The 19,544-nt window shown below is 64.4% G+C and carries 20 protein-coding genes; 8 read left to right on the plus strand and 12 right to left on the minus strand.

Features of this window, described 5'->3' with window-relative positions:
• Positions 1 to 56 precede the first annotated feature (56 nt).
• From ACFSCT_RS18380 to ACFSCT_RS18390, 3 genes are read left to right on the plus strand one after another with little or no spacing between them, the layout of a single operon-like run.
• A complete protein-coding gene (locus ACFSCT_RS18380) occupies positions 57 to 1,352 on the plus strand; it encodes an ABC transporter permease (protein WP_379145206.1) in 1,296 nt (431 codons plus the stop codon).
• Positions 1,353 to 1,358: 6 nt separating this feature from the next.
• Positions 1,359 to 2,318 carry an ABC transporter permease gene (locus tag ACFSCT_RS18385; protein WP_379145207.1) on the plus strand — a complete coding sequence of 320 codons (960 nt, stop codon included), beginning with the start codon at positions 1,359 to 1,361 and terminating at the stop codon, positions 2,316 to 2,318.
• Positions 2,315 to 2,746 (plus strand): hypothetical protein, encoded by a 432-nt coding sequence (locus tag ACFSCT_RS18390; RefSeq protein ID WP_379145209.1) that lies wholly within the window; start codon positions 2,315 to 2,317, stop codon positions 2,744 to 2,746. The genes ACFSCT_RS18385 and ACFSCT_RS18390 overlap by 4 nt, the downstream gene beginning before the upstream one ends.
• Position 2,747: 1 nt before the next feature.
• Here the strand turns inward: ACFSCT_RS18390 and ACFSCT_RS18395 are convergent, their stop codons facing one another.
• From ACFSCT_RS18395 to ACFSCT_RS18420, 6 genes are read right to left on the minus strand one after another with little or no spacing between them, the layout of a single operon-like run.
• Positions 2,748 to 3,692: an AEC family transporter gene (locus tag ACFSCT_RS18395; protein WP_379145211.1), complete on the minus strand. Its 945-nt coding sequence runs from the start codon at positions 3,690 to 3,692 to the stop codon at positions 2,748 to 2,750.
• Positions 3,689 to 4,480: an MBL fold metallo-hydrolase gene (locus tag ACFSCT_RS18400; RefSeq protein ID WP_379145212.1), complete on the minus strand. Its 792-nt coding sequence runs from the start codon at positions 4,478 to 4,480 to the stop codon at positions 3,689 to 3,691. Before ACFSCT_RS18400 ends, ACFSCT_RS18395 begins: the two co-directional genes overlap by 4 nt.
• Positions 4,480 to 5,298: a TatD family hydrolase gene (locus ACFSCT_RS18405; protein WP_379145213.1), complete on the minus strand. Its 819-nt coding sequence runs from the start codon at positions 5,296 to 5,298 to the stop codon at positions 4,480 to 4,482. Before ACFSCT_RS18405 ends, ACFSCT_RS18400 begins: the two co-directional genes overlap by 1 nt.
• Positions 5,299 to 5,311: 13 nt before the next feature.
• Complete coding sequence (locus tag ACFSCT_RS18410; protein ID WP_379145215.1) at positions 5,312 to 6,412, minus strand: DNA polymerase III subunit delta'; 1,101 nt, start codon at positions 6,410 to 6,412, stop codon at positions 5,312 to 5,314.
• Positions 6,409 to 7,011 (minus strand): dTMP kinase, encoded by a 603-nt coding sequence (gene tmk / locus ACFSCT_RS18415; RefSeq protein WP_379145217.1) that lies wholly within the window; start codon positions 7,009 to 7,011, stop codon positions 6,409 to 6,411. The genes ACFSCT_RS18410 and tmk overlap by 4 nt, the downstream gene beginning before the upstream one ends.
• Before the next feature lie 11 nt (positions 7,012 to 7,022).
• Positions 7,023 to 8,192: a D-alanyl-D-alanine carboxypeptidase family protein gene (locus ACFSCT_RS18420; RefSeq protein ID WP_379145219.1), complete on the minus strand. Its 1,170-nt coding sequence runs from the start codon at positions 8,190 to 8,192 to the stop codon at positions 7,023 to 7,025.
• A 197-nt stretch (positions 8,193 to 8,389) separates the two neighbouring features.
• Between ACFSCT_RS18420 and ACFSCT_RS18425 the strand changes: the two genes are divergently transcribed.
• From ACFSCT_RS18425 to ACFSCT_RS18435, 3 genes are all read left to right on the plus strand, one after another.
• Positions 8,390 to 8,851 carry an SRPBCC domain-containing protein gene (locus ACFSCT_RS18425; protein WP_379145221.1) on the plus strand — a complete coding sequence of 154 codons (462 nt, stop codon included), beginning with the start codon at positions 8,390 to 8,392 and terminating at the stop codon, positions 8,849 to 8,851.
• A gap of 108 nt (positions 8,852 to 8,959) precedes the next feature.
• Positions 8,960 to 9,733, plus strand: coding sequence for a DMT family transporter (locus tag ACFSCT_RS18430; RefSeq protein ID WP_379145223.1), 774 nt, complete (start codon positions 8,960 to 8,962; stop codon positions 9,731 to 9,733).
• Positions 9,726 to 9,908: a hypothetical protein gene (locus ACFSCT_RS18435; protein WP_379145225.1), complete on the plus strand. Its 183-nt coding sequence runs from the start codon at positions 9,726 to 9,728 to the stop codon at positions 9,906 to 9,908. The genes ACFSCT_RS18430 and ACFSCT_RS18435 overlap by 8 nt, the downstream gene beginning before the upstream one ends.
• A gap of 76 nt (positions 9,909 to 9,984) precedes the next feature.
• Here ACFSCT_RS18435 and ACFSCT_RS18440 read toward each other — a convergent pair whose 3' ends face one another.
• From ACFSCT_RS18440 to serB, 6 genes are all read right to left on the minus strand, one after another.
• Entirely contained in the window at positions 9,985 to 12,174 is a 2,190-nt protein-coding gene (locus ACFSCT_RS18440; protein ID WP_379145226.1) for a 3-hydroxyacyl-CoA dehydrogenase NAD-binding domain-containing protein, read from the minus strand.
• Between the two features lie 13 nt (positions 12,175 to 12,187).
• Positions 12,188 to 13,399: an acetyl-CoA C-acetyltransferase gene (locus tag ACFSCT_RS18445; RefSeq protein ID WP_379145228.1), complete on the minus strand. Its 1,212-nt coding sequence runs from the start codon at positions 13,397 to 13,399 to the stop codon at positions 12,188 to 12,190.
• A gap of 11 nt (positions 13,400 to 13,410) precedes the next feature.
• On the minus strand, positions 13,411 to 14,037 hold the full coding sequence (locus tag ACFSCT_RS18450) for a glutathione S-transferase family protein (RefSeq protein WP_379145230.1): 627 nt from the start codon (positions 14,035 to 14,037) through the stop codon (positions 13,411 to 13,413).
• A 289-nt stretch (positions 14,038 to 14,326) separates the two neighbouring features.
• Positions 14,327 to 16,099, minus strand: a complete 1,773-nt coding sequence (locus tag ACFSCT_RS18455) for an acyl-CoA dehydrogenase C-terminal domain-containing protein (RefSeq protein ID WP_379145232.1) — start codon at positions 16,097 to 16,099, stop codon at positions 14,327 to 14,329.
• On the minus strand, positions 16,096 to 16,524 hold the full coding sequence (locus ACFSCT_RS18460; protein WP_379145234.1) for a MerR family transcriptional regulator: 429 nt from the start codon (positions 16,522 to 16,524) through the stop codon (positions 16,096 to 16,098). Before ACFSCT_RS18460 ends, ACFSCT_RS18455 begins: the two co-directional genes overlap by 4 nt.
• A 291-nt stretch (positions 16,525 to 16,815) precedes the next feature.
• Positions 16,816 to 17,694: a phosphoserine phosphatase SerB gene (serB, locus tag ACFSCT_RS18465; protein WP_379145236.1), complete on the minus strand. Its 879-nt coding sequence runs from the start codon at positions 17,692 to 17,694 to the stop codon at positions 16,816 to 16,818.
• Between the two features lie 141 nt (positions 17,695 to 17,835).
• On the opposite strand from serB, the gene ACFSCT_RS18470 reads away from it, so the two are divergent.
• Both ACFSCT_RS18470 and ACFSCT_RS18475 read left to right on the plus strand, forming a co-directional pair.
• Positions 17,836 to 18,039, plus strand: a complete 204-nt coding sequence (locus ACFSCT_RS18470) for a dodecin family protein (RefSeq protein WP_379145238.1) — start codon at positions 17,836 to 17,838, stop codon at positions 18,037 to 18,039.
• Between the two features lie 315 nt (positions 18,040 to 18,354).
• Positions 18,355 to 19,500, plus strand: a complete 1,146-nt coding sequence (locus ACFSCT_RS18475; RefSeq protein ID WP_379145240.1) for a phosphoserine transaminase — start codon at positions 18,355 to 18,357, stop codon at positions 19,498 to 19,500.
• Positions 19,501 to 19,544: the final 44 nt, after the last annotated feature.

Here is a 19,544-nt window from a genome sequence, read left to right on the forward strand (position 1 = left end):
ATCCCGTCCGTTTGTGACGGGGTGGCGCATCCCTTCCCGCAGGACCGTACAGTATCATGTCATTACCGCTCGATCCGCATGCAGCCATCGCCACCGAAGCCTCGGGGGGGCGCCCGACGGCGCCGCTGACCACCGCTGACGGGCGGCCGCTGGCCCGTGCGCTGGCGCGTTCGTCGCGGCGGGCGCGGTGGCGTGCCTTCCTGCTGGTGCTGCCGCTTTTGATGTTCATTCTGCTGACCTTCGTGGTCCCGATCTTCCAGATGCTCAGCCGTTCGGTTCACAACAACGGCTTTTCGGCCAATATGCCGCAGGTATCGGCATGGTTCGCCGAAAACCCCGGCGTCGCGCCGGACGAGGCCGCCTATGCCGCGCTGGTCGCCGACATCGTCGCCTCGGCCAAGGCCAAGACCATCGGCGTGGTCGGCACACGGATCAATTACGACGTCGCCGGGACGCGATCACTTTTCACCTCGACCGGACGCAAGGCGGATGAGCTGAAGCCGCCCTTCATGCAGTCCCTGCCCGAGGTCAACGCGAAATGGGCCGACCCGAAAATCTGGGGCGCGATGCGATCGGCCTCGACGCCCTACACGGCGAATTTCTATCTTGCCGCGCTGGACCGAACCCATGACGACAAGGGCAATATCGTTCAGGTCGCGCCACAGCAGCGGATCTATATCACGCTGTTCATGCGCACGCTTTTCCTGTCGGCGCTGATCACCCTGATGACGTTCGTCCTTGGTTTTCCGGTGGCCTATCTGCTGGCGAACCTGCCGCTGCGCTATTCCAACCTGCTGATGATCCTTGTGCTGCTGCCGTTCTGGACCTCGCTTCTGGTGCGCACGACCTCGTGGATGGTGATCCTGCAACAACAGGGCGTGCTGAACAGCCTGATGGTGGCGCTGGGGATCATCGACGACAATGGCCGTATCCAGATGATCTATAACCAGACCGGCACCATCGTGGCGATGACCCATGTCCTGCTGCCGTTCATGATCCTGCCGCTGTATTCGGTGATGCGCACGATCAACCCCAGCTATGTCCGCGCCGCCCGCAGTCTTGGCGCGACAAGCTGGACCGCATTCCGGCGCATCTATTTCCCCCAGACCCTTCCGGGGCTTGGGGCGGGGGCGTTACTGGTCTTCATTCTGGCGGTTGGCTACTACATCACGCCCGCATTGGTCGGCGGCGCTTCGGGGCAACTGATCTCGAACATGATCGCCATGCATATGCAGGAGACGCTGAACTGGTCGATGGCGGCGGCGCTGGCGTCGCTGCTGCTGGCGGGAGTGCTGGTTCTTTACTGGGTCTATGACCGTCTTGTCGGCATCGACAATCTGAAGCTGGGGTAACCGAACATGGCGCTTCCGACATATGCAACACCGCTGGAACGGGTCTGGCACTGGACCTATCTGGTCATTTGCACGCTGATCTTCATTTTCCTGATCGCGCCGATCCTGATCATCATCCCGCTGAGCTTCAACGCCGAGCCGTTCTTTACCTTCACCTCGAAGATGCTGGCGCTTGATCCGGAGGGCTATTCGCTGCGCTGGTATCGCAACCTCGCGGCCTTCGGCACCTCGAACCCCGATGCGCCGACCTGGGCCGATACCTTCGCCAACGCGACCTGGGTGCGGGCGGCGAAGAATTCGCTCATCATCGGCTTCTTTTCGACCCTGATCGCGACCGTGTTGGGCACGCTGGCGGCACTTGGCCTGTCCCGGCCGGAAATGCCGGGGCGGCGGCTGATCATGGCGATCCTGATCTCGCCGATGATCGTGCCGATCATCATCACCGCGACGGGGTTGTTCTTCTTCTACTCCTCGACCTGCGTGCCGACGAACAGCTGGCTGGGCGAGTTGCTGCGGCCGGTGCTTTCGTCGCGTGGCTGTCTTGCCAACACCTATCTGGGCGTGATCCTCGCCCATGCGACGCTGGGCATTCCCTTCGTGATCATCACCGTCACCGCCACGCTGATCGGCTTTGATCACTCGCTGTCCCGCGCCGCCGCCAGCCTTGGCGCCAATCCCCGGACGACCTTCTTCCGGGTGATCATGCCGCTGATCCTGCCGGGCGTGATCTCGGGCGCGCTGTTCGCCTTTGTCACCTCGTTCGATGAGGTCGTGGCGGTGCTGTTTCTGGCCGGCCCCGATCAGCAGACCATCCCCCGCCAGATGTGGAACGGCATCCGCGAGCAGATCAGCCCGGCGATCCTTGCCGTCGCCACATTGCTGGTCATCGTCTCGATCGCGCTTCTGGCAGTGGTCGAACTGCTCAGGCGGCGGGGTGAGAGGTTGCGCGGCATCACGCCCTCTTGACCCTGAAAGGCCGTCTTACTTACCCTTTGGTATTCTCTCATTTCAGCGCCATTCAGGCGACGCGCTGGCTGGACGAATTTCATCGCATCGCACGTCCGGGTGCGACGCTTATTCTGACGACCTATGGTCGCGGTCATATGTCGTATCTTTTCGGTGCAGATCCCGAAAACCTGCCTGCGGGGCACCGTGCGCAGCGACAGATGATTACCGAATGCGGCGGACCGTCGGAAATTACCCGCATGTTCGAATTGGGCGAGATGATGTATTTCAGCGTAGGAAACGCATTCGGCGCCTATGACTATGGCCACGCTTATGTCGGTGAAGAATTCGTACGCCGGATCTGGGGCCGGAAATTCGATGTGGTCGAGGTTGTCGACGACTATCAAAAACTGGAACAGATGGCGGTGGTTCTGCGAAAACCGGGTTGATTCACGGCAGAACGCTAAGCCAGAACCAGATCGTCAGGATCGAAACCGTGGTCGCGATCAGAACCGATGAAGCCGCGACCCGTTTGCCGACGCCGTAAATGCTTGCGAACAGATAGGCGTTGACCCCCGGCGCCATCGCCGCCGTGACGACGGCCGAACGCATTCCCGCCGCGCCCAGCCCGAACAGATGCCCAAGGCCAAAGGTGATCGCCGGATGCAGGACAAGCGAGGCACCGCAGACCATGGCGATGGCCCGCATCTCGCCTTCGGGGCGATAGCGGTAAAGGATGCCGCCCAGCCCGAACAGCGCCGCCGGAAGGGCCGAGCGGCTCATCATCTCGACCGCCGACCAGACGGTTTCCGGCACCGACAGGCCCAGTTGGATCAGCACGTTGAGCGCCAGACCGCTGAGAATGCCGATGACCAGCGGCGTATGCAGCACGCCCGACAGCGCCCGCGCCGCGACCCGGCCGATGCCGATATCCTCACCCCGGGCGCGGGTGAACTCCATCAGGGTGATGCCGAATGTGTAAAGCAGCGGCGAGTGGATCGCGATGATCGCAAGGTTCCCCGACAGGGAATCCGGCCCATAAGCCCGTTCCATGATCGGCAGGCCCAGCAGAAGCGAGTTGGAGAACAGGCAGGCAAAGCCGATCGAGACCGCATCCTCGGCCGGGCGGCGCAGCACATAGCGGGTTCCCAGCCAGCCGACCGTAAAGGCGGCGAAAGCGCCGATATAGAACGGCAGCAGCAGTTTCAGATCGAATTCGGCGCCAAGATCCATCTCGGCCATGGATTTGAACAACAGCACCGGCACGGCGAAATTCTGGGCAAAGCGCATCAGCCCGTCGACGGCGCTTTCGCTGAACCACCCGCGCCAACTGACCACCCAACCAAAGCCGATCACCAGAAAGACCGGCAGGATGACGGTGAACAGCGCGCTCATCCGGGGATCTCGATCTGCATGCCGTCATAGGCCGGGAAAACGCCGGCGGGCAGGCTGGTCAGCAGCGTCGCATAATCAAGGTCGATATGCATGTTGGTGATGATGCCGATCTCGGGCTCAAGCCGCGCCATCCATTCCAGCGTCAGATCAAGATGCGCGTGGCTTGAATGCGGCCGCGGGCGCAGCGCGTCGCAGATGAACACCTTTGCGCCCGCGATGATCTGCCACGCGGTTTCGGGAATTGCCTTGACATCGGGCAGATAGACCAGCGATCCGACGCGATAGCCCAGTGCCGGGAAGCCGCCGTGATCGACCGCGAAGGGGATCATTTCGACCGGGCCGCCGGCGCCCTTTATGGTGAACGGTCCGTCGATCAGGTTCAGCGCGCAGACCGGCGGATAGGCCGACCATTCGGGGGTGCGGAAGATGTAACCGAAACGCTCCTGCATCACCTCGGCGGTGGCGGCGTCGGCATAACCCTGCACGATGGCCTGATTGTTGAAGGCGACCTGACGCAGGTCGTCGATGCCATGCAGGTGGTCGGCGTGGGAATGCGTCCACGCCACCCCGTCCAGCGTCGAGGCGCCCGCGTCGAGCAACTGGCCCACCATGTCGGGGCCGGTGTCGATCAGCACGGTCGTGGTGCCGCCGTCCGCGATCTTCTCGATCAGCAGCGCGCAGCGGCGGCGGCGGTTCCGGGGTTCGGCGGGGTCGCAGGCACCCCAGTGGGGGCCGATACGCGGCACCCCGCCGGACGATCCGCAACCAAGGATCGTCGCCCGCATCATTACCTGACCCCGCTGGCCTTGCTGAACAGCCGGTCGAAGTTGGCCGAGGTCAGGGCGGCGAAATCGGCATAGTCCATGCCGAACACTTCGGCGCCGCGGCGGGCGGTATGGGCGGTATAGGCGGGCTCGTTGCGTTTGCCGCGAAAAGGCGGGGGCGCCAGATAGGGGGCGTCGGTCTCAACCAGCACCCGGTCAGGGGGGCAGGCCGCGAAGATGGCGCGCAATTCGGCGCTACGTGGAAACGCCGCGATGCCCGACATGGACAGGTAGAACCCCAGATCAATCGCGGCGCGCGCCAGCCCCTCACCGCTGGAAAAGCAATGCATGACGCAGGAATAGGCGCCGGCGCGATGTTCTTCGCTAAGGATCCGGGCCATGTCGTCATCGGCATCGCGGGCGTGGATGATCAGCGGCAGGCCGGTCTGGCGCGCAGCCTCGATATGGATGCGCAGGCTTTCGGCCTGCTGGGCAGCGGATTCGGCGGTATAGTGATAATCAAGTCCGGTTTCGCCGAAGCCGACGAATTTCGGATGCGCCGCAAGCGCGACCAGCTCCGCGACCGAGGCCATGGGTTCCTTGGCGACGCTCATCGGATGGGTGCCGGCGGCATAGAAAACGCCGTCATGCGCCTCGGCAATGGCGCGGACCGCGGGTTCGTTGCGCAGCGCGGTGCATATGGTGACCATGCGGGTCACGCCGGCCTCGCGCGCGCGGGCGACGATGGCCGGAAGCTCGCCGGCGAAATCCGGGAAATCGAGATGGCAATGGCTGTCGACGATGGCGGGCGGTGTCCCGGTCGGCGGGGTTTCGGTGGTCATCAGTGGCCTGTGGTCATCGCGCGGGAACCTGCGCCAATGTCGTCAGCATATCCATCACCAGCGCCGAAGGGTCAAGGTTGACCGCCCGGCCGGCGCGCACCCGCGCGCCCAGATCCGCCTGCGCCGAGGCCCAGGCCCGCGCGGCGCGGTCATCGGGGCTGATCCGCGCCATCAACTGTGCTTCGCCCCGTGCCGCCTGCTCCAGCGGCGCGCCGATCAGGCCGGCGCGGGCGGTGCGGGACAGGAACAGATCCAGAAGCGTCACCACCAGATCGAACGGGTCGCCGTCGGCTCCGGGCCGCCCCGCCGCCGCGTCGGCCAGCGCCCGCGCGCGCGGCCGGTCGAAATCGGGCAGGCGGCCGAAAAGATCGACGATGGACTGATAGACCGGCAGGCCGTCCTGACCGGCCAGCCGCAGCGCTTCGCCCACCGAACCGCCGGCGAGGGCGGCGAGCGCCTCGGCATCCTTGCCGGGCTCGGCCCCCGCCTGCGCCATCGCCTGCGCCATCTCGGCGGGGGCAAGCGGCGCCAGCCGCAGCACCCGGCAACGCGAGCGGATCGTCGGCAAAAGCCGCGCGGGCTGATGGGCGACCATCAGGATCACCGCGCCGGCCGGCGGTTCCTCCAGCATCTTCAAAAGCGCGTTCGCGGCGGCGGTGTTCATGTCATCGGCGGCGTCGATGATGGCGACGCGATGGCCGCCCTCGGCCGCCGAAAGGTGGAAGAAGGACAGCAGCGTGCGGATCTCATCGACGGTGATTTCGGCCCGCAGTCGCTTGGTTTTCTCATCCCACGGCCGGCGCGTCAGGTGCAGGCGCGGCTCGGACAAGGCGGCCAGACGGCGGGTGACGGGATCGGTGCCATCGACCGCCAGACCGGGCAGGGCGGCGCTGGCCTGATCCCCCAGCAGCTTGCGCGCGATGGCCCAGGCCAGGGTCGCCTTGCCGACCCCGCGCGGACCGGTCAAAAGCCAAGCGTGATGCAACCGGCCGTGACCCATCGCGTCGGCAAAGCTGGCGATCGCCTCGTCCTGACCGAAAATCTGCGGGGTATGGCGCGGGTGGGGCGCACCGGGAACCCGGTCGGGTTCCGGGATGTCGGTGTCGTCGCTCATCCCAGCGCGGCCAGCACGCGGGCCGCGACCGCCGCGGGGCTTCCCGCCCCGTCGATCATCCGGACGCGTTCGGGAAACTCGACCGCGAGGGCGCGAAAGCCCATCTGCAGGCGGCGCTGAAAATCGGGGCCCAGCCGCTCGAACCGATCTTCGATGCTGCCGCGGGCGTGGCTTCGATCAAGCGCCCGGTCCGGGTCAAGGTCGATGACGAAGGTCAGCGCGGGCTCAAGCCCGATGACGAGCCGGTGCAACTCATCCACCAACTCGCGCAACGCGGGGCCGCGCGCGACGCCCTGATAGACGCGGCTGCTGTCGGCAAAGCGGTCGGTGATCACGGTTTGCCCGGCCTCCAGCGCCGGGCGAATCCGGCGCTCGACGTGATCGCGACGGGCGGCGTTGAACAACAAAAGCTCGGTTTCCGCCGACCAGCGGTCGGCGCCGCCTTCGACCAGAAGCCGGCGGATTTCCTCGGCCCCCGGGCTGCCGCCGGGTTCGCGCGTCAGGACGACCTCGCGTCCTTCGGCGCGCAGATGATCGGCCAAAAGCCGCGCCTGTGTGGATTTGCCGGACCCGTCGATGCCTTCAAAACTGATGAACATGCCGGGCAGGATCAGCTTCCGACCGCTGTCCAGGCCTTGGTGCCAAGCCGGATCGCCGCGCTTTTCATGCGGCCGACAAAGCCCGCCTCGGACACATCCTCGGCCGCGATCAGCGGGATCGAGCTTTCGCCGGTGCCGGGCACGTTCAGCACCAGATCGCCCAGCTTGTCGCCGGCCTTGATCGGGGCGGGAATGGGGGAGTCGTAGACCGCCTCGGCGGTGATGCCGGATTCGGCCGCGGCCGGGATCAGCACCCGTACGCCGTCCGCCGTGGTCAGCGGCACCGACGATTTGACGCCCAGCCAGACCGGTGCCGAGGCGACGGTCTGCCCCTTTGGCACCAGTGTTTTCATGCTGAACTGCCGGAACGCCCAGTTCACGATGCGCTCGGCCTCTTCGGCGCGGGCCTTATCGCTGGGCAGGCCCGAGATCACGAAGATCACCCGGCGGCCGTCCTGCACGGCCGATCCGACCAGACCATAGCCCGCTTCGATAGTGTGGCCGGTCTTCAGCCCGTCGGCGCCGATGTTCTGTTTCAACAGCGGGTTGCGGTTGAAACGGTTGGCCGGCGCGCGGTTGTCGTAACGGAATTCCTTGACCGCGAAATTCTTGTAAAGCTCCGGGTAATCCTCGATCAGGCGCAGGGCCAGAACGCCAAGGTCGTGGGCGGTCATGCTGTGCCCCGGCGCGGGCCAGCCCGAGGCGTTCTTGAACTGCGAATTGGTCAGCCCCAGACCCTTGGCGCGTTCGGTCATCTGCGCCGCAAACGCCTCTTCGGAGCCCGACAGACCTTCGGCCACCACCACGCAGGCGTCATTGCCTGACAGCACGATGATCCCTTGGATAAGCTCCTCGACCGTCGGGCGGTCCTTTTCGTTCAGGAACATGGTCGATCCGGCCATTTGCCGGGCCTTGGTCGACACCGGCAGGCGGGTGTCCATGTTGACGCGCCCTTCCTTCAGCGCCTCGAACAGCATGTAGATCGTCATCAGCTTGGACATCGACGCCGGCGGCATCGGCTGATCGGCGTTCTTTTCCATCATCACGGTGCGGGTCGAGACGTCATAGACCCACGCCTCGCGCGCCTGAGTGTCAAAGGCGCGGGCGGCCGTGGCAAAGCTCAGAAACAGCGCGATTGCGATGAAAATGCGCGAGACGATGGGCATCCGGGCGTCGGTCATCGGGATCCTGTCCTTGGTGGCGGTTTTGCGCTTGGGTTATTGCCCATGCGATACAGGAACGGGCGGAAAGCCGCAACTTTCCGCGCGGGCGCCGTGCCGAAGATTTGAAGCGGATCGGTGCATCCACGACACGATTGCCTCGGCGGTTGCGGCGGCGCATGCTGGGGGCGTCCGAAACCTTGGGTATAGGAGCTGCCATGTCAGAGATCACCGACAAGGATATGGGCTTTGACTTCGCCGTCTTTATCGACCGTCCCGTCGAACAGGTCTATGAGGCCGTCGCCGACCCCGCCCAGCTTTCCAAGTATTTCACCACCAACGGCGCCAAGGGCCGGCTGGAAACCGGCGCGACGGCCACCTGGGATTTTGCCGATTTCCCCGGGCCTTTCCCGGTGCGTGTCATTCGCGCGGAAAAGCCCGGGCTGATCGAATTCGCCTGGCCGTCGGACATAGAGGGCGCGGATGAGACGCGGGTGACATTCCGGTTCGAGGATCAGGACGGCCGCACCCGCGTAAGCGTCGCCGAAACCGGCTGGCCGGCAACGCCTGCCGGGCTGAAAGCGGCGCTGGGGAATGCCTATGGCTGGGCGCATATGCTTGCGGCGCTGAAGGCGTGGCTGGATCATGGGATCGTGCTGCGGCAGGGCATGTTCCGCTGATCACGCCCATGCGGATGCCCCCCTTTGCGTCCGTGCCGACCTGTGCCAAGGATGGCGTGACGGGATGGGGTGGGGCGGTCGCGTCAGGACGGCCCAAGGGGGGCGCGCGTGGACAGAAATCCGACCGGCAAGGCAGCGGCGCTGATCCTTGGCTATGCCCTTATCATCGGCTTCGTCGATTGCGGCGTGCGTTTCATCGCAAGGGAAATCAGCCTGTGGCAATTCCACCTGCTGCGCGGCCTGATTGCGCTGCCGTTGATGATCGCCGCGGCCCGTGCGCTGGGTTTCCGGCTTTGGCCGCGCAACCTGCGTCCGGTCGTCGCCCGCAGTCTGGTGCAGGGCTTTGCGATGCTGCTGTATTTCGGCAGCCTTGGGTTTCTGCCGTTGCCGCAGGTCGTGGCCGGGCTGTTCACGGCGCCGATCTTCGTGCTGCTGATCGTGCGTCTGGTCTATGGCGACCCGATCGGCCCGGTGCGGATCATCGCGGTCGGTCTGGGCTTTGTCGGCATATTGCTGGCGCTGCGACCGTTTCAGAACGGCGGCATCTCGATGCTGATGATGGTCCCGGTCGCGGCCGGGTTCTTCTATGGTCTGGCCAATATCGCCACCCGCCGCTGGTGCGAGGGCGAGACGGCCGAAACCCTGACCTTCGGATTTTTCACCGCGCTTGCCCTGTCCGGCGTCATCGGGACGCTTTACCTGCTGATCTGGCCCGCGACCCCGGCCGGCGGCCCCGCCGCGTTTCTGCAACATCCGGCCGCGATGCCTTCGCCGACCGTCTGGGCATGGGTCATTGCGCAAGCCATCGGCTCGGTCGTCGGGGTGACGATGATGATGCGGGCCTATCAGCTGATCGAGACCAGCCGCGCGGCCGGTGCTTGAATATGCCATCCTGCCGGTCACGGTCGGCTGGACCTGGCTTCTGTTCGGAGAGTTGCCCGACATGCCGACGGTGGCGGGGATCGTCCTGATCATCGCGGCCGGGCTGATGATCGTGCTGCGCGGCTCGACGGCCGAGGATCGCGGCGCGCCCGAATCCGAGACCGTGTTGCCGTGACCGAAAAGAAAGGCCCCCGTCAGGGAATAGGGGCCAATCAGGTTTCATGCGCCGATGCGGCAGGGGGCGCCCGCGATCACGCCGCTTTCTTGGACGGCTGTCCAAACCGGCCATAGAAGGTCTGGCCCTTCTCGGCCATCTCGCGCAAAAGCTTCGGCGCCTTGAAACGATCGCCATAGGCCTTGGTCAGATGATCGCAGATCTCGACCGCGCGAGGGGCGCCCACCATGTCAAGCCAACTGAACGGGCCGCCCGACCACGGCGCGAAGCCCCAGCCGAGGATGGCGCCGACATCGCCTTCGCGGATATCCTCCAACACGCCTTCCTCGAGCGCGCGGACGGCCTCCAGCGACTGGATGAACATCAGCCGGTGCTGAACCTCGGTCAGTTCGGGCTGATCGGCGCTTTCAGGCCACGCCACCGACAACCCGTCCCACAAGCCGCCGCGCTTGCCGGCCGCGTCATAGTCGTAAAAGCCGGCATTCGCCTTGCGCCCCATACGGCCCTGATCGGCCAGCTTGAAGATCACCTCGTCTACCGCGCCATCGGGGTAGGCATCACCCATCGCGGCTTTGGTGGCCTTGGCGATCTTGACGCCCAGATCCAGCGAGATTTCGTCCATCAGTTGCAAGGGGCCAAGCGGCATCCCCATCATCTTGGCCGCGTTTTCGATAAGGGTCGGATTGACACCCTCGGCCAGCATGCGGACGCCTTCGTTCAGATAGGGAATGATGCAGCGGTTGGCGTAGAAGAAGCGTGCATCATTGACCACGATCGGCGTCTTGCGGATCTGGCGCACGAAATCCAGCGCCTTGGCCACCGCGCGCGGGCCGGTCTGTTTGCCCTTGATGATCTCGACCAGCATCATCTTGTCCACGGGGCTGAAGAAGTGGATGCCGATGAACTGCTCGGGACGGCTGCTGGCCTTCGCCAGATCGCTGATCGGCAGGGTCGAGGTGTTGGTGGCGAAGATCGCGGTCGGCGGAATCGCTGCCTCGGCCTTCTTCGTCACCTCGGCCTTGACCGCGGGGTCTTCGAACACCGCTTCGACGATCAGGTCGCAATCCGCCAGCGCCGCATAATCGGTGGTGGCATTGATGCGGCCCAGCACTTCGGCCTTCTTCTCCTCGGTGGCTTTCTTGCGGCTGATCGCCTTGTCCAGCAGGTCCGCCGAATGCGCCTTACCCTTGTCGGCCGCTTCCTGTTTGGCGTCGATCAGCACCACCTGAATGCCGGCCATGGCCGAGACATAAGCGATGCCCGCGCCCATCATCCCGGCGCCGAGGATGCCGACCTTCTGGACCTTCTCATCGGGCACATCGGGGCGGTTCGCGCCTTTTTCCAGCGCCTCCTTATTGATGAAAAGGCTGCGGATCATCGCGCCGGACGAGGGGTTCATCAGCACATTGGTGAACCAGCGGGCCTCGATCTTCAGGGCCTGATCGAAGGGCACCATCGCGCCCTCATAGACCGCGCTCAGCAGCGCCTTGGCCGCCGGATAGACGCCGAGCGTCTTGCCATGGACCATCGCATTCGCGCCGACGAAGGTCATGAAGCCCGACGCGGTATAAGGCTCGCCCCCCGGCATCTTGTAGCCCTTGGCGTCCCAGGGCTTGACGATATCGGCGTCTTTGGCTTTCAGCACCCAGTCGCGCGCGGCGGCGACCGGATCCTCGACCACCTCGTCGATGACGCCGGCGGCTTTCGCCTTCTTCGGATCGTTCAGCTTGCCTTCCAGCAGCAGCGGTGCCGCGCCCATCGCGCCCAGCTTGCGGACGAGGCGCGTGGTGCCGCCGGCGCCCGGAAAAATGCCGACCATGATTTCCGGCAGGCCGATCTTGGCCTTGGGATTGTCGGCGGCAAAGATGCGATGCGTGGACAAAGGCAGTTCCAGCCCGATGCCGAGCGCCGTGCCGGGCAGCGCCGCCGCAATCGGCTTGCCGCCCTTCATGGTCTTCGGGTCCATGCCCGCGCGCTCGATCTTGCGCAGGACGCCATGCAACTGCATGACCAGCCCGAAGATCGCCTCGGCCCCGCCCTGTTCCTTCATCGAACCCAGCACGTTCAGGTCCATGCCGGCGGCGAAATCGGGCTTGCCCGAGGTGATGACGATGCCCTTCACGGCTTCGTCCGCCAGAGCATCGTCGATCAGCCCGTCCAACTCGCGGATGCCGTTTTCCGACAGCACGTTCATCGACTTGTTCGGCACATCCCAGGTGATGATGGCGACGCCGTCGGCGTCTTTCTTCATGGTGAAATCGGTCATTTCGGAACCTCCCCTACACCCGCTCGATAATGGTGGCCGCGCCCATGCCGGACGCGACACACAGCGTGGCGAGGCCCACGTTCTTGTCCTGCCGCTCCAGTTCGTCCAGCAGGGTGCCGATGATGATGGCGCCGGTGGCCCCCAGCGGGTGGCCAAGCGCGATCGCGCCGCCATTGACGTTGACCTTGCCCGGATCGACCTGAAACGCCTGCATGAAGCGCAGGACGACCGCGGCGAAGGCCTCGTTCACCTCGAACAGGTCGATGTCGGAAATCGACATGCCGCTTTCGCGCAGGATTTTTTCCGTCACCGGCACCGGGCCGGTCAGCATGATCGTCGGATCGGTCCCGATCTTGGCATTGGCGCGGATGCGGGCGCGGGGCTTCAGGCCGAACTGCTCGCCGAATTCCTTGTTGCCGATCAGCACCGCGCCGGCCCCGTCGACGATCCCCGAGGAGTTGCCGGCATGGTGGATATGCTCGATATGGTCGAGATGCGGGTATTTCAGCATCGCCACCTTGTCGAAGCCCGGCATGACCTCACCCATGTCCTTGAAGCTGGCCTTCAGCTTGGCCAGATCCTCGGTTGTGGTGCCGGGGCGCATGTATTCGTCGTGATCGAGGATCACCAGCCCGTTCTGGTCGCGCACCGGAACGATGGATTTGGCGAAGCGGTTATCGGCCCAGGCCTCGGCGGCGCGGCGCTGCGATTCCACCGCCAGCGCGTCGGCTTCCTCGCGCGTGAAACCGTATTCGGTGGCGATGATGTCGGCGCTGATGCCCTGAGGCACGAAATAGGTCTTGAAGGCGACCGAGGGATCGACGGCGATCGCCGCCCCGTCGCTGCCCATGGCCACGCGGCCCATCATCTCGACGCCGCCGGCGATATAGCCGTTGCCGCCGCCGCCCTTGACCTGATTGGCGGCGAGGTTCACCGCCTCCAGCCCCGAGGCGCAGAAGCGGTTGATCGACAGGCCGGGAATGGATTCGTCCAGATCCGAGGCCAGCACCGCCGAGCGGGCAAGGCAGCCGCCCTGTTCCTTGACCTGCGTGGCATTGCCCCAGATCACGTCCTCGACCGCATGGCCTTCAAGGTTGTTGCGTTCCTTGACGGCGTTCAGCAGACCCGCCGAAAGCGTCAGCGAGGTGACTTCGTGCAGGCTGCCATCGGGGCGGCCCTTGCCGCGCGGGGTGCGCACGGCGTCATAGATATAGGCGTCTGACATGGGTCCTCCTGTTACGCCCGCTCGGATGGGTTGCCGGGCATCAGATCGTAGGGATGTTTCCAGCCGGGCAGGGCTTTGAGCCCGTCCAGCCAGCGGTCGATATTGGGCCATTCGGCGCGATCGAAACCGAAGGGTTCCGGGTAGAAAAGGTAGCCGCAGCAGGCCGCATCGGCGATGGTGAACGTATCGTCAGCCACCCAGTTACGTCCCGTCAGATGGGTGTCGAGCGTCCGGTAAGCGGTCTTCAGCCGCGCCATCAGGAAGTCGATCACCGGCTGTGGACGCTTTTCCGGCGGAATGAAGTTTTGCAGGAATCGGGCGGTGCCGATCTGTCCCGACAGCTTGTGATTGTCGAACATGACCCAGCGCAGCACTTCATTGCGGTCGCGGCCCAGAAAACTGCCGGTCTTTTCGGCGACATGATACTGGATCACTGCCGATTGGGTCAGCGTCAGGCCATCCTCGCGAAAGACCGGAACTTCGCCCATCTCGTTGATGGCGCGGAATTCGGGGCTGCGGGTCTCGCCGTTGAAGAAATCGACATAGACGGGCTGCCAGTCGTAACCGGCCAGCTGCATGGTCAGCGCCGCCTTATAGGCATTGCCGGATTCGCCAAAGCACCAAAGCTGAGCCGTCATTCCATCTCCGATTCCGTTTTCACCGGGGGCTTTGCGCCCCCGGACCCCCGCAGGATATTTTCACAAGGAAGATGCGGACGGTAACCAATTCTCAACCTTTTCGAGGCAGTTTGTCGATGCGGGACAGGCTGGGAAGCCGTTGGCCGTCAAGGAAGAAGCCCCGATCCGGCAATGATGCCCAAGGGCCCGCAGGATCGGGGCCCCAAAGACAGGTTATGTGCATTCTTCCTTGTCCAAATATCCCCGCCGGAGGCACGCGCGCGTTCCGGCGGGACGATTGCCCGAAATTTCAGAACTGCGCGGCATCCAGCGCCATCACCGGATCGGCGCCGGATTTGATGCGGGCCAGATGGGTCGCCGTCATCGGCAGTTGCCGCGCCATGTAATAGCGCCCGGTGGCCAGCTTGGTCTCGTAAAAACCCGCGTCGGCCGCCCCGGCATCCAGCGCCGCCTGCGCGGCCACCGCCATACGGCCCCACATCAGGCCAAGCGCGACATGACCGAACAGATGCATGAAGTCATACGAGCCGGCCAGCGCCGCATTGGGGTTCTTCATGCCGTTTTCCATGAAGAACATGCCGGCCGCCTGCAGATCCTTCGAGGCGGCTTTCAGCGGTTCGATGAAATCGGCGGCGAGGGGTCCGCCGGCGTTCTCCTTGCAGAAATCCTTCACCATCTCGAAGAAGGCCATGATCGGTTTGCCGCCATCGGCCGCCAGCTTGCGGCCGACCAGATCCAGCGCCTGCACGCCGTTCGCGCCCTCATAGATCATGGTGATGCGGGTATCGCGGACGAACTGGGACATGCCCTGTTCCTCGATATAGCCATGGCCGCCGAACACCTGTTGCGCCAGCACCGTGGTGTCGAAACCCTTGTCGGTCAGAAAGCCCTTGATGACCGGCGTCAGTAACGAGATCATACCGTCCGCCGCCTTGTCGCCGTTATGGGCCTGGTCGATCAGATGTGCGCCCCAGAAGGCCAGCATCCGAGCGCCTTCCAGAAAGCTTTTCTGGTCCATCAGGCTGCGCCGGATGTCGGGATGGACGATCAGCGGATCGGCCGGGCCCTTCGGGTTCGCATCGCCGGTAACGGCACGGCCCTGCAGACGTTCGCGGGCATAATTTGCCGCCGCCTGATATGCGCCGACCGCGCAGGCATAGCCCTGAAGCCCGACCCCCATGCGCGCTTCGTTCATCATCGTGAACATGGCCCGCATGCCTTTGTGCAGATCGCCCAAAAGCCAGCCCTTGGCGCCGTCATAGTTCATGACGCAGGTGGCATTGCCGTGAATGCCCATCTTTTCTTCAAGATTGCCGACGCTGACCCGGTTGCGTTCGCCCAGCGAGCCATCCGCGTTGACCAGAAACTTCGGCACGATGAACAGGCTGATGCCCTTGGTGCCCTCGCCGCCGCCGGGCGCCTTTGCCAGCACCAGATGGATGACGTTCTCTGCCAGATCATGGTCGCCGGCCGAGATGAAGATCTTCTGTCCGGTGATCAGATAACTGCCATCCTCCTGCGGTTCGGCCTTGGTGCGCAGCATGCCCAGATCGGTGCCGGCATGGGGCTCGGTCAGGTTCATGGTGCCGGTCCATTCGCAACTGACCATCCTGGGCAGATAGGTCTGCTTTTGCGCATCGGTGCCGTGGGCGTGGATCGCCGAATAGGCGCCATGCGTCAGGCCCTGATACATGTTCAGAGCCATGTTGGCCGAAACGAACATCTCGCCCGTCGCCAGCCCCAGAAGATAGGGCATGCCCTGACCGCCATATTCGGGGTCGCAGTCAAGCGCGGTCCAGCCGCCGTCACGTATTGCGGCAAAGGCGCCGTCAAAGCCGGTCGGCGTCCGCACCACGCCGTTTTCCAGCGTGCAGCCCTCGCGGTCGCCGACGGCGTTCAGGGGCGCCAACACTTCCGCGGCAAGCTGCCCGGCCGCTTCCAGCACGGCCGCGGTGAATTCCCGGTCCAGTTCGGCGTGGCCCGGCAACGGGCTTTCCGAGACTTTCAGAACGTCATGCAGCACGAACTGCATATCCTGGACGGGCGGGGTATAGGCGGTCATTTAAGCTCTCCGTGGGCGGGGGATTCGAATTTGGCGGTCTCGGTTTTGGCGGTCTCGGTTTTGGCGGTTTCGGTGGCCAGCTTTTCCTCGATCAGGTCCAACTGGCCGCGCAGGTCCTTGATCGCGATGCCCAGATCCTGACGTTGCCGTTCCAGCGCGATCAGACGCTCGCGCCCTATCTGAATGGCGGCGGACAGTTGGGCCATGTTCTTGCCGGGCTCGTAAAGCTCCAGCAGCTCGCGGATTTCCTCGAGGCTGAAGCCAAAGCGCTTGCCGCGCAGGATCAGCGTCAGCCGGCCCCGGTCGGCGCGGTTGTAAAGACGATGCTGACCGCGCCGGATCGGGGACAGCAGTTCCCGCGCCTCGTAGAAACGCAATGTCCGGGGGGTAACGCCGAAACGATCACACATCTCTCGAATATTCATGAGGTCCGATAAGGGTGTGACTTCAGCCATTGGTTCACCGCGTACTGATCGACATGCCGCACCGAAATGGTGCAACGTTATCATGGCATATAGTTGACGCGAACGTAAACAAAACGTCGCGTCAGGAATTGCCCGCGACGTGGCGCCGGAAATTGGCGACGGGCCCCGCGTCGGCGCGCCATGGGCCATAGCCGCCCGACGGCGCCGGGCAATCCGCCGCCGCGCCGTTTAGCGTGTTTCGGGTCAGGACCGATGCGGCACCCGCCCTGGGTCGGGCGCGGCGCGGACGGATCAGGCGTTGCGGAATTCCTCATAGCCGTAGCCCTGAAGGTACAGCAGCGAGGTCAGGTCACCGTGGTTGATCCGGACATCCGTCTGGGCCGCGACGACGGGTTTCGCGTGCAGCGCCACGCCGGTTCCGGCCAGATGCAGCATGCCCAGATCATTGGCGCCGTCCCCGACCGCGATCACGTCCAGCCGCGACAGCCCGCGTTCCTCGGTGATTTCGCGCAGGGCGTCGACCTTGGCCTCGCGCCCGAGGATCGGCAGCGAGACATGCCCGGTCAGCACCCCGTCGTCGATCATCAGGATATTGCCGCGGGTCTGATCAAAGCCCAGCACCTCGGCCACCTTGTCGGTGAATGCCGTGAACCCGCCCGAAACGAGGACGCACCATGCGCCGTTGGCCTTCATCGTCGCCATCAGGGTCTGGGCACCGGGGGCGAGCGTGATGCGGGTATCCAGCACCTCCTGGATGACGGATTCGGGAAGGCCCGCCAGAAGCCCGACGCGCTCGGTCAGCGCCTCGTCAAAGGCAAGCTCTCCGTTCATCGCGCGGGCGGTGATTTCGGCCACGCGCGGACCGACGCCGGCGAAATCGGCAAGTTCGTCGACGCATTCCTGCTCGATCATGGTGCTGTCCATGTCGGCCATCAGCATCGCCTTGCGCCGGCCCTGACTGGGCTGGACGACCAGATCAATGCCCTGAGCCTGCAATTCCTCCCAGACGCGCCACTGATCTTCCGGGGGTTCGGCAAGGCGCAGATCGACGGCGATTCCGGGGTTCAGCCAGTCAAGCCCGCTTGCCTGCCAGCGCGCGGCAAGGTTTTCGGCCAGCCTCTGGGTCAGATCGGCGCGCGTCGGATTTGCAAGCAATGTGGCGGTGAACATCGGAAAACTCGCGGCTTTGAATGGCGGATGGGGGCTGGTTAGAACACAATGCCCGCTCGCGCCATGGTGGAAAGCGCAGATCGCAGGAAACCCTTCGGCGGCGCGGCGCGTTAGTGGGCAAATGTTTAACAGGAGGGCGCCATGTCCATCGCACGCGTAACCGAAATTTCCGCAACCTCGGAAAAGGGCTTTGAAGACGCCGTCCGGCAGGGGTTGCAGCGCGCCAATGAGACGCTGCGCAACGTCAAAAGCGCCTGGATCAAGGAACAGAGTGTCGATTGCGAGGGCGGCGAGATCGGCCGCTTTCGGGTCAACATGATGGTGACCTTCGTTCTGGACGACTGACGAGGTCTCCTGCAAACGGATTGTTAAACAGTTTTCGTATTACGAGTTTGGGAAGGTCGGGTCGGGCTAACGCTTGTACCCGGCCTTTCTAACTGTGCGTTTCCAGTTCCGTGACGGGCTTGCCATTCCGGTCACCTGTTTCTGGCACCGGCTTCCGGGTGCGAGCTTCCGGCCACCAGCTTCCAGCCACCAGCGCATCGCCGCATCCATCGGAGATGACCCGAAAATCCGCTTGCGGGAATCGCGGCGCGGGTATATCGCCGATAGCGGGACACGCCGCCCCAACGCGGCGCTTATAGCTGGAAGGCTAATCATATGGGCAATACTGCTCCGGCCGCGCGGCCGGTCAATCCGCGCTTTTCATCTGGCCCCTGTGCCAAGATCCCCGGATATTCGCTGGACATGCTTGCCGACGCGCCCTTGGGCCGGTCGCATCGTGCCGCCGTGGGCAAGGCCAAGCTGGCCGAGGCCATCGACCTGACCCGTCAGGTGCTGGGCGTTCCCGAAGATTACCGCATCGGCATCGTCCCCGCCTCGGACACCGGCGCGGTCGAAATGGCGCTGTGGTCGCTGCTGGGCGCGCGCCCGGTCGAGATGCTCGCATGGGAAAGTTTCGGCGAGGGATGGGTCACCGACGTAGTCAAGCAGCTTAAGCTGGACGCGACGGTGCGCAAGGCCGATTACGGCAAGATCGTCGATTTCGCCGAGGTCGATTTCGACCGCGACGTGGTTTTTACGTGGAACGGCACCACCTCGGGCGTGCGGCTGCCGAACGGCGACGCGATCCCGGCCGACCGGGCCGGGCTGACCATCTGCGACGCCACCAGCGCCGCCTATGCGATGGATCTGCCGTGGGACAAGCTGGATGTGGTGACGTTCAGTTGGCAGAAGGTTCTGGGCGGCGAGGGCGGACATGGCGTCCTGATCCTGTCGCCGCGTGCCGTCGAGCGGTTGGAAAGCCATGTTCCGGCCTGGCCGCTGCCGAAGATTTTCCGCATGACCAAGGGCGGCAAGCTGATCGAGGGCATCTTCAAGGGCGAGACGATCAACACGCCCTCGATGCTGTGCGTCGAGGATTATCTGGTGTCGCTGAAATGGGCGCAGAACCTGGGCGGTCTCTCCGCGCTGATCGGGCGTTGCGATGCCAATGCCGCCGCAATCCGCGATTTCATCGCCGGCAAGGACTGGATCGCCGATCTGGCCGAGGATCCGGCGACGGGATCGACCACCAGCGTCTGCCTGAAATTCACCGATCCCGCGATCCGGGACGGTGCGGCTTTCGCCAAAGCCGTGGCCAAGCGGCTGGAGCGTGAGGGCGTGGCGCTGGACGCCGGTTCCTATCGCGATGCGCCCCCCGGTCTGCGGATCTGGTGCGGGGCCACGATCGAGGCCGCGGATGTGGCGGCGCTGATGCCCTGGGTCGAGTGGGCCTACCGCGCCGAGATCGAAGCGCAGGGCTGAACCGTCGGCCGGGGGCGCTGCCCCCGGACCCCCGGGATATTTTC

The organism is Paracoccus pacificus, from assembly GCF_042680785.1.
GTDB lineage: Bacteria > Pseudomonadota > Alphaproteobacteria > Rhodobacterales > Rhodobacteraceae > Paracoccus > Paracoccus pacificus.

Coding starts and splice junctions, on each gene's coding strand:
- ACFSCT_RS18395 (WP_379145211.1), bottom strand. CDS start 3,692: ATGAGCGCGCTGTTCACCGTCATCCTGCCGGTCTTTCTGGTGATCGGC.
- ACFSCT_RS18385 (WP_379145207.1), top strand. CDS start 1,359: ATGGCGCTTCCGACATATGCAACACCGCTGGAACGGGTCTGGCACTGG.
- tmk (WP_379145217.1), bottom strand. CDS start 7,011: ATGTTCATCAGTTTTGAAGGCATCGACGGGTCCGGCAAATCCACACAG.
- ACFSCT_RS18400 (WP_379145212.1), bottom strand. CDS start 4,480: ATGATGCGGGCGACGATCCTTGGTTGCGGATCGTCCGGCGGGGTGCCG.
- ACFSCT_RS18405 (WP_379145213.1), bottom strand. CDS start 5,298: ATGACCACCGAAACCCCGCCGACCGGGACACCGCCCGCCATCGTCGAC.
- ACFSCT_RS18475 (WP_379145240.1), top strand. CDS start 18,355: ATGGGCAATACTGCTCCGGCCGCGCGGCCGGTCAATCCGCGCTTTTCA.
- ACFSCT_RS18440 (WP_379145226.1), bottom strand. CDS start 12,174: ATGACCGATTTCACCATGAAGAAAGACGCCGACGGCGTCGCCATCATC.
- ACFSCT_RS18425 (WP_379145221.1), top strand. CDS start 8,390: ATGTCAGAGATCACCGACAAGGATATGGGCTTTGACTTCGCCGTCTTT.
- ACFSCT_RS18445 (WP_379145228.1), bottom strand. CDS start 13,399: ATGTCAGACGCCTATATCTATGACGCCGTGCGCACCCCGCGCGGCAAG.
- ACFSCT_RS18410 (WP_379145215.1), bottom strand. CDS start 6,412: ATGAGCGACGACACCGACATCCCGGAACCCGACCGGGTTCCCGGTGCG.
- serB (WP_379145236.1), bottom strand. CDS start 17,694: ATGTTCACCGCCACATTGCTTGCAAATCCGACGCGCGCCGATCTGACC.
- ACFSCT_RS18470 (WP_379145238.1), top strand. CDS start 17,836: ATGTCCATCGCACGCGTAACCGAAATTTCCGCAACCTCGGAAAAGGGC.
- ACFSCT_RS18420 (WP_379145219.1), bottom strand. CDS start 8,192: ATGACCGACGCCCGGATGCCCATCGTCTCGCGCATTTTCATCGCAATC.
- ACFSCT_RS18380 (WP_379145206.1), top strand. CDS start 57: ATGTCATTACCGCTCGATCCGCATGCAGCCATCGCCACCGAAGCCTCG.
- ACFSCT_RS18450 (WP_379145230.1), bottom strand. CDS start 14,037: ATGACGGCTCAGCTTTGGTGCTTTGGCGAATCCGGCAATGCCTATAAG.
- ACFSCT_RS18460 (WP_379145234.1), bottom strand. CDS start 16,524: ATGAATATTCGAGAGATGTGTGATCGTTTCGGCGTTACCCCCCGGACA.
- ACFSCT_RS18455 (WP_379145232.1), bottom strand. CDS start 16,099: ATGACCGCCTATACCCCGCCCGTCCAGGATATGCAGTTCGTGCTGCAT.